At 49.7% G+C, this 7,230-nt stretch carries 7 protein-coding genes; 5 read left to right on the forward strand and 2 right to left on the reverse strand.

Annotated elements, in window-relative coordinates; translation table 11 throughout:
* Positions 1 to 227: 227 nt before the first annotated feature.
* From B5D32_RS01670 to B5D32_RS01680, 3 genes are all read left to right on the forward strand, one after another.
* On the forward strand, positions 228 to 2,531 hold the full coding sequence (locus B5D32_RS01670) for a phage/plasmid primase, P4 family (RefSeq protein WP_242943377.1): 2,304 nt from the start codon (positions 228 to 230) through the stop codon (positions 2,529 to 2,531).
* A gap of 10 nt (positions 2,532 to 2,541) precedes the next feature.
* Positions 2,542 to 2,739 (forward strand): excisionase, encoded by a 198-nt coding sequence (locus B5D32_RS01675; protein WP_078783343.1) that lies wholly within the window; start codon positions 2,542 to 2,544, stop codon positions 2,737 to 2,739.
* A gap of 175 nt (positions 2,740 to 2,914) precedes the next feature.
* Complete coding sequence (locus B5D32_RS01680; RefSeq protein WP_078783344.1) at positions 2,915 to 4,156, forward strand: site-specific integrase; 1,242 nt, start codon at positions 2,915 to 2,917, stop codon at positions 4,154 to 4,156.
* Between the two features lie 455 nt (positions 4,157 to 4,611).
* Here the strand turns inward: B5D32_RS01680 and B5D32_RS01685 are convergent, their stop codons facing one another.
* Positions 4,612 to 5,046, reverse strand: a complete 435-nt coding sequence (locus B5D32_RS01685; RefSeq protein ID WP_078783346.1) for a YaiI/YqxD family protein — start codon at positions 5,044 to 5,046, stop codon at positions 4,612 to 4,614.
* Positions 5,043 to 5,735, reverse strand: coding sequence for an alpha/beta hydrolase (locus tag B5D32_RS01690; RefSeq protein ID WP_242943378.1), 693 nt, complete (start codon positions 5,733 to 5,735; stop codon positions 5,043 to 5,045). Before B5D32_RS01690 ends, B5D32_RS01685 begins: the two co-directional genes overlap by 4 nt.
* A gap of 445 nt (positions 5,736 to 6,180) precedes the next feature.
* Here B5D32_RS01690 and B5D32_RS01695 point away from each other — a divergent pair, with 445 nt between their 5' ends.
* Entirely contained in the window at positions 6,181 to 6,720 is a 540-nt protein-coding gene (locus B5D32_RS01695) for a DUF5697 family protein (protein ID WP_078783347.1), read from the forward strand.
* The coding region (locus B5D32_RS01700) for a DUF6100 family protein (protein WP_078783349.1) at positions 6,710 to 7,230 on the forward strand (521 nt) is incomplete at its 3' end. The genes B5D32_RS01695 and B5D32_RS01700, both read left to right, overlap by 11 nt.

A 7,230-nucleotide genomic window follows, 5' to 3' on the forward strand; every position in this document is an offset into this window, starting at 1 on the left:
GAGCATCATTCAAATGCATCTGTAAAACTAAAAATACACTTTTAAGGAGTGGCTGTGAAAGCAGCTGCTCCTTATTTTTTGCAACTTTAACAGCATACTGCACTATACGGGTAAAGTTACAGCATACTGCCGTTATACGCTAATAGTTGTTTCCCCTATATGGCACTATAATTTTAGCGTGCACAGAAATTATGAAAGGAAAACATGGCGCGCTATGAAATTGAATTATGAAAATCGTATATGAAAACGTAAGTGACCGCCTCCAGACCATCCTCTCTCGCCTGAAAGGCGTGAAGAAGGTTGGCCCGAACACCTATCGGGCTTACAGCCCTCTCCGTGACGAGAAGGAACCCAGCCTGTACATCACCGAGAAACCCGATGGCACCATTCTTATGTGTGACCACGGTGGCGGCGACACCAAAGCAATCCTCGAAGCCATTGGGCTGACGATGCGTATCCTGTTCCCGGATGGTGGGAGTTCCGGATCAGAGCCTAAGGGCTCTGACCCGGAACGGAAGGTTGCTGCCATCTACCAGTACCTTGACACAAACGGAGAACTCGTTGCAGAGAAAGTCCGTTATACGAACAAAACCTTCTTCTGGCGCAGCAAAAAAACTGACGGCAGCTACGACTACCATAAACCGAAGAATGTTCCCCTGTATAATGGAACAGTACTGGAAAAGACGGAAGCAGTCTTTCTGGTTGAGGGCGAAAAGGATGTTGACACGCTCACGAAATATGGTCTCCCGGCGGTCAGCCTGCCGAATGGCGCCCATTGGGAAAATGAGTATGTCGCATACTTTTCCGACAAGGTGATTATCATCCTGCCGGACAACGATGGTGCAGGTCGTGGCTACGCAAAAGCAGCACTCAAGGCACTTAAGCCCACGAATTACAACACGGGCATTATGCAGCTGAATAACTGGTGGTCGGAAATCCCCGAAAAGGGCGATGTTTCCGACTATATAGCGGCAAAGGGCGAGGAAGCAGTTGCAAAACTGAAAGAAACTCTCGATGTCGTGACCCGGAACAAGAAACCGGCTCCGGCCGTAAAGGCTGTGCCCGCTGCGCAGTGCAGCACGGCGACTGTTACGGTAGCTGCCACGTCTGCCCCGTTGATGCTGAAAACCCACATCGATTATTGCATTGTCATCAAGAAATTTGACCCTCACTCCAACCCCAAGTATTCTACTACCGATAACGGAAGCGGACGGCTCTTTTCTGACATCGTCAGGGGGCAGGCTCGCTATGTGGCAAGCCGCAAATCGTGGTTCATCTATGACGGAGCTCGTTGGGCACCCGATGAAGGCAACATGGCAACGATGGAAATGTGCAAGGCCATTGGCGATGCACTGACCCATTACGCCTTTGCAATTCAGGATGAAAATGAGCGCAATCAGTATCTGAAGTACACCATGCGCTGGATGACGCGCAATTATCGCAAAACCATCCTTGACGATGCCGCCAGTGTTTACAACATCGGCATGGGCGAGTTTGACGCAGACGTGAATTTGCTCAACTGCAAAAACGGCACGTTGGATTTGAAAACCATGCAGTTTCGCAGCCACAACCCTGACGATAAAATCACCAAGATTGCCGATGTCGTTTACGACCCCAATGCAAGATGCCCTCGCTTCGAGCAGTTCCTGACTGAAGTCATGAGCGGTGATGCAGATAAAAGTGCATTTTTACAAAAAGCACTGGGGTACGCACTTAGCGGCGATTCCCGGTACGAGTGTATGTTCATCTTGTATGGTGCAACGACCCGTAACGGCAAAAGTACCCTGATGGAAAGCGTTCTGCGCGTGTTTGGCGATTACGGTCTGACCGTGGCTCCGGAGACGATTGCTGCAAAGCAGCGCAACAGTTCCGGGCCGAGCGAAGACCTTGCCCGCCTTGCGGGTAGACGGCTTGCCAATATTTCCGAACCCTCGCGCGGGATGCGGCTGAACGCTGCGCAGGTAAAGAGTATGACCGGCAATGACAGCATCAATGCCCGCTTCCTGCACTGCAATTCGTTCGATTTCCGTCCGCAGTTCAAATTGTACATCAATACCAACTATCTGCCCAGCGTGGATGATATGTCCCTGTTTTCTTCTAATCGTGTGCGTGTCATTCCGTTTGACCGCCACTTTGAGCCGCAGGAGCAGGACCCGAATTTGAAGCATGTGTTTGCGGAAGAAGATGCCAAGAGCGCTATCCTGAATTGGCTGATTGCCGGTTGGCAGCTGTTGCAGAAGGAAGGCCTGAACTCTCCGGCAGCAGTTGTGGAAGCCACCAAGGAATACAGCCACGATAGCAACAAGATTGCACTGTTTGCAGAGGACAATCTGGAACCCGATGCAAATCGTGAAGTTCGTACTTCGGAAATCTATGCTCACTATAAAGTGTGGTGTGAGGTCAACGGTTGTCTGCCGGAGAATAGCACCAACTTTAAGAAGTCCTTGCAGGCGATTGGAACTGTTGTCCGCAAGCGTCCTCGTGACGGTAGCGAGAAGACGACGCTTTTGCTCGGCTATCGTTTGAAGTAAGGGGACACTTATGAAGTACGAAGTCCCTATCTGGGAAAAATACTGTCTCACGCTGGATGAAGCCGCCGCCTACTTTGGCATCGGCATCAACAAACTGCGGGAAATGACGGATGATTCAACCTGCACGTTTGTGGTCTTCAATGGAACGAAGCGCCTTATCAAGCGCAAGAAACTGGAAGAATGTCTCGCTGATACAGATGTGATTTAATTCAGAATGGATCCCTGATTGGGCCTGCGGCCCACTCAGGGATTTATCTGAACATATCACATGACACCAGAATCGTAGAAAAACGTAATATATAGACTGGCAAAAAGGCTTTACGCCTGTTATAATAACAGATGTAAAGCCTTTTCTGCTTTATAGAGTAGAAAAGGAGCCTACTATGGAACGCCGTAAGGATAAGAATAATCATGTGCTGAAAGATGGTGAAAGCTACCGCGAAAAAGAGCATCGTTATATGTATAGGTGGGTTGACAGCGACAAGAAGCGTCATTGTACCTATGCACAGACGTTGCGCGAACTGCGTAAGAAGGAAGCGGAAATCAACCGCAATAAAAGTGACGGCATCAGCAGTGCCGGAAGTAATCTGCGCTTGGATGATGTGTACAATCTCTGGAAAAAGAACAAGGTCGGTCTGAAACAGTCCACTTATGTTAATTACCTGTATATGTATGAGCACTTTATCGGCCCCAAAATCGGGAAGATGAAAATCAAGGATATTCGTAAATCGACAGTCCTTGGTCTTTATAATGACCTGACAAGGAGTAGCGATATTGGCAAGACGATGGCAATTAACACGTTGGAAGTTATTCACAACGTGCTGCGGCAGGTCTTGCAGGTTGCGGTGGATGATGACTACATCCGTAAAAATCCGACAGAGGGCGCTTTGCGGGAAGTTAAGAAGGCAAATAATTACGAACGTCCGAAACGCAAGGCATTGACTTTGGAACAGCAGAACGCATTTGTAAAGTTTCTGAAATCCAAGCCGCTGTATTACTCTTGGAGTATTTTGTTTGCCGTCCTGCTGGGAACGGGTTGCCGCATTGCAGAATTTATCGGCCTGCGCTGGTGTGATATTGATTGGGAAAATAACACGATTTCCATCAATCACAACTTGGTCTATCGGAAACATACAGATGGCAAATGCTACTTTTCCGTGACGACACCAAAGACAAGCGCTGGATGCAGGACTATCCCGATGATGAAAGGTGTCCGCAGGGCACTTGAAGATGAAAAGATTCGGCAGCAGGAATTAGGTGTTAGGTGTACAACTGTAATTGACGGCTATACTGATTTCGTCTTTTTCAATCGCTTCGGGCAACCCCACAATCCGGCAGCAATTAACCGCGAAATTGACCGGCTTGTACTTGCTTACAATGCGCAGGAAATGGAAAAGGCAGCGGAAGAAAACCGCACTCCCGTTATCCTGCCGGATTTCAGCTGCCACCAACTGCGGCACACTTTTTGTACCCGCTATTGCGAGATTGAACCAAATATTAAAGTGATTCAGGAAGTCATGGGCCACAAGGACATCAAAACGACAATGGAAATCTATGCGGAAGCACAGAAGGAATTGAAGGAACGCTCCGTGCAGAACATTTCCGGGAAATTTGATGTCTACTAAGCGTCTGACACCATTGACACCAATATTGACACCAGATTCGGATTGATATATAATAAGTTATGTAGAGATACATAACTCCCCGCAAACGAAAAAATGCTGCTGCAACGGGTTTTGGTGGGATATAAAGACTTACATAAAATTGTCTGGCCCAATCCCGACGATGAAGCCTATTGACCAGTAAATTGTCAATTTAAGCACAAAAAAGCCTGAAATTTCTTGATGATACGAGAAATTTCAGGCTTTTTCTTTTGGCGGGTTTCTAACTGAAATCATGCCCTACGCCAATCTTACGCCAAACGATGTATAAACTTATGCAAGAGAAAAAGAGCGTTGTTCCCGTTTGGCATAAAATTCGAGCTGACGGGGTGTAGATGTAGGTTTACGGCCACTTGTATTAAGAGCAGGCTTTATTTTTAATAAAATTTACACCGTTTTCAGATGCCTTAGAAAGAGCTTTACACAGTCTGCAAAATTCTTCCTAAAGTGTTTCTATATGTTATGTCTTGCTCCTTCGTTCGCTTGGATGCCCCTTTAGGGTGCTTCCCGGCGCGGAGGAGCTTTTTGTTTTCGTGGCGGCGGAACAGCAGCCCGTCGATATTTTCGGGCGTGTACTCTAAGCCGTTTTGGTTCAGCACACGGGCGCGGCGCGCCAGACACATACTTGCCAGCCCGTAGTCCTGCGTAATAACAAGGTCGCCCGCGCATACGCGGTTCACCAGTGCAAAATCCACGCTGTCGGCACCCTTGCCAAAGGTTAGGGTTTGTGCGCCGTCGCGCTGAATTTGGTGGGCAGTATCGCATAGAATCAGCACGGGAACGTTATATTTTGCGGCCGTCTGAAGGGTCAGATCCACCACCGGGCAGCCATCGGCATCTATCAGAATCGTCATTTCTCGCTCTCCATAGTCCAGGCAAACGCCCTTGCTGTCCGCAGGTCGGCATCCTTGAAGTGACCGCCTGCGTTCCATTCCAGTGTGCAATCTGCGCCGCGCCGAGTCAGGGCGGTGTGCAGGGCGCGGATGTTGTCACCCACAGCCGCCATCGTCTGATTTTTGGTATGTTCCTCGCGGTCACCAAGGCTGAGGTAAACGCGCTGCGTTTGGATAGGGTGCGCCGCTTCGTATTCTGGCCAGCCGGGAAACCACACGGACGGCGAAGCCGCCGCCACGCCGTACAGGGTATCGGTCCGGGTTGCCGCCCACAGCGCAAACAGCCCCGCCAGCGAGTAGCCGCCCAAAATAACCTTGGCATCTTCCTTTATAGAATACTGCCGACGGATGCTCGGCACAGCCTGCTCCAGCCACGCCAGCGTATCCTCTGCCCTGCCGCCGAAGCCCTGCTTGCCCCACGCGGGCGGTGCGGACCAAGGCGACAGGTCGTCGTTCCAATTTTCCACGGGGACAGCGACCAGCAAAAACGGTCGTGCGGTTTGCCGTCGCAGGGCTTCCGCTTCCCGTTCCATCCCTGCAGGGTCGTGCTCGTCCGCCATTTGCAGCAGCAGGTATTCGGCGCCGACCGTGCCATAGACTCGGCAGGTTCTGTTTTGTATCTGCAATACCCGGTCATCCATAAAATTCATGATTCCTTTTCTTTGCTTTCTTTTGCATTATAATGCCTGCACACCAAAGAATCAAGATTGCGCCGGATGCACTGCCTTGAAAGTTTTTTGCCGCACTTGCATTACATCTGCACCACATCCGCACAGTGATTGTATATACGTGTATAATCTCGTATGTTACAATTAGTATGTTCAAAATAGGGTTCAGCCAAAAAGGTTGGACATTTTCACCTAGAGTCGTACCTGACTTTTTTCAGGCACGGCTCTTTTTGTTTTGGGCAATTTCTGATTTTGGAGGTTTTGCAGTTGGCCGTAATACGTCCGCCTTGACGCAATGATTACTCAATAAAAAGTCGAATACGCAAAAGAACGTATTGATTGCGTATTAGCGGCCTGTGGCTATGCTGCCGACAGTACCTAATACGTCTTTATGCGTCCTTAATGCGCAATAAGGATGGTGATTTTATTGAAAAACCGCGCAGCGATCTATCAGCGGGAAGCCGCTGAAATGCTGCATAACATCTCGCTGTACCCCGGTCTGACCGAAGAGCAGCTTTGCCGATTCTTCCCCGAAAAGGAAGCGGCAGCAAAAACTTTGCTTGCCCATATGCTAAAAGAGGGGCGCATCTTCTGCTCCGGGAATGACCGCTACTACGCAAATAGAGAAGTGCAAGGCAACGCAGTCAAGGACTTATCCCGCTGTGTCTGGGTCTTGCTCGACTTCATAGATCAGGTGGAATACCACACTGTTGGAGAATTTCCGGCAGCTATTCTCTGTTTTGCAAATGGAGAACTGTATGAAATCGTGCCTATCCCGCAGGGCAAGGAAACTATGATTTGCCAGCTACTGCGCCAGCCACAGAAAGATGCCGGCAAGCGCATCGTGGTGGTAGATGATGCTGCCCAGATTGAGCTGCTGAACATTCCGCAGGTGGCCGGTTTCTGCACGGTGGCCGAGGACGGCACCGTCAGCTACTACAAAAAGGAGGCCGCGCTTGAATCCTGACGTACTTTTGAACCGCATCCGTTTGGAGCAGCGCGGGCTCATCGATATCCACAAAAAGCTATACGAGATGGAACATCTGCTCCCCGCGCCCGACCCGATGCAGTTTGCCAAAACTGCCGAGAGCGCGGCACTTCTCAGTGAGAAAAGCACGGCGCGTCTTCGCAATATGTTCTTTTCTGTGTCTAACGAGCCGCCGATTTATTACTACCCCAAGGCAGCCGAGGTGCAGGGCATCCGCGTGTGGGCATCTGATAATTATTTGCGAGTTCTGCTCCCTGCGCTTCTGCCGGATAAAAAGAAGCGGGACGGCTGTAAATTCCTTTTGCTGCCACTACAGGCGGCACTGGTGCAAAGCGGACCACTTCCCCATTTCTCCGATTGCGTGATTTGCGTGGAGCATATCTATGACCACAATCTGCCAATCAAAGCCGTGCGGGATTATGACAATCTGGAACTGAAAGCTGTCATAGATGTCATTGCTACATTCTGTCTGACAGACGATACCGGGGC

This window comes from Gemmiger formicilis (genome assembly GCF_900167555.1).
Lineage (GTDB): Bacteria > Bacillota > Clostridia > Oscillospirales > Ruminococcaceae > Gemmiger > Gemmiger formicilis.

Coding starts and splice junctions, on each gene's coding strand:
- B5D32_RS01675 (WP_078783343.1), top strand. CDS start 2,542: ATGAAGTACGAAGTCCCTATCTGGGAAAAATACTGTCTCACGCTGGAT.
- B5D32_RS01680 (WP_078783344.1), top strand. CDS start 2,915: ATGGAACGCCGTAAGGATAAGAATAATCATGTGCTGAAAGATGGTGAA.
- B5D32_RS01670 (WP_242943377.1), top strand. CDS start 228: ATGAAAATCGTATATGAAAACGTAAGTGACCGCCTCCAGACCATCCTC.
- B5D32_RS01685 (WP_078783346.1), bottom strand. CDS start 5,046: ATGACGATTCTGATAGATGCCGATGGCTGCCCGGTGGTGGATCTGACC.
- B5D32_RS01690 (WP_242943378.1), bottom strand. CDS start 5,735: ATGAATTTTATGGATGACCGGGTATTGCAGATACAAAACAGAACCTGC.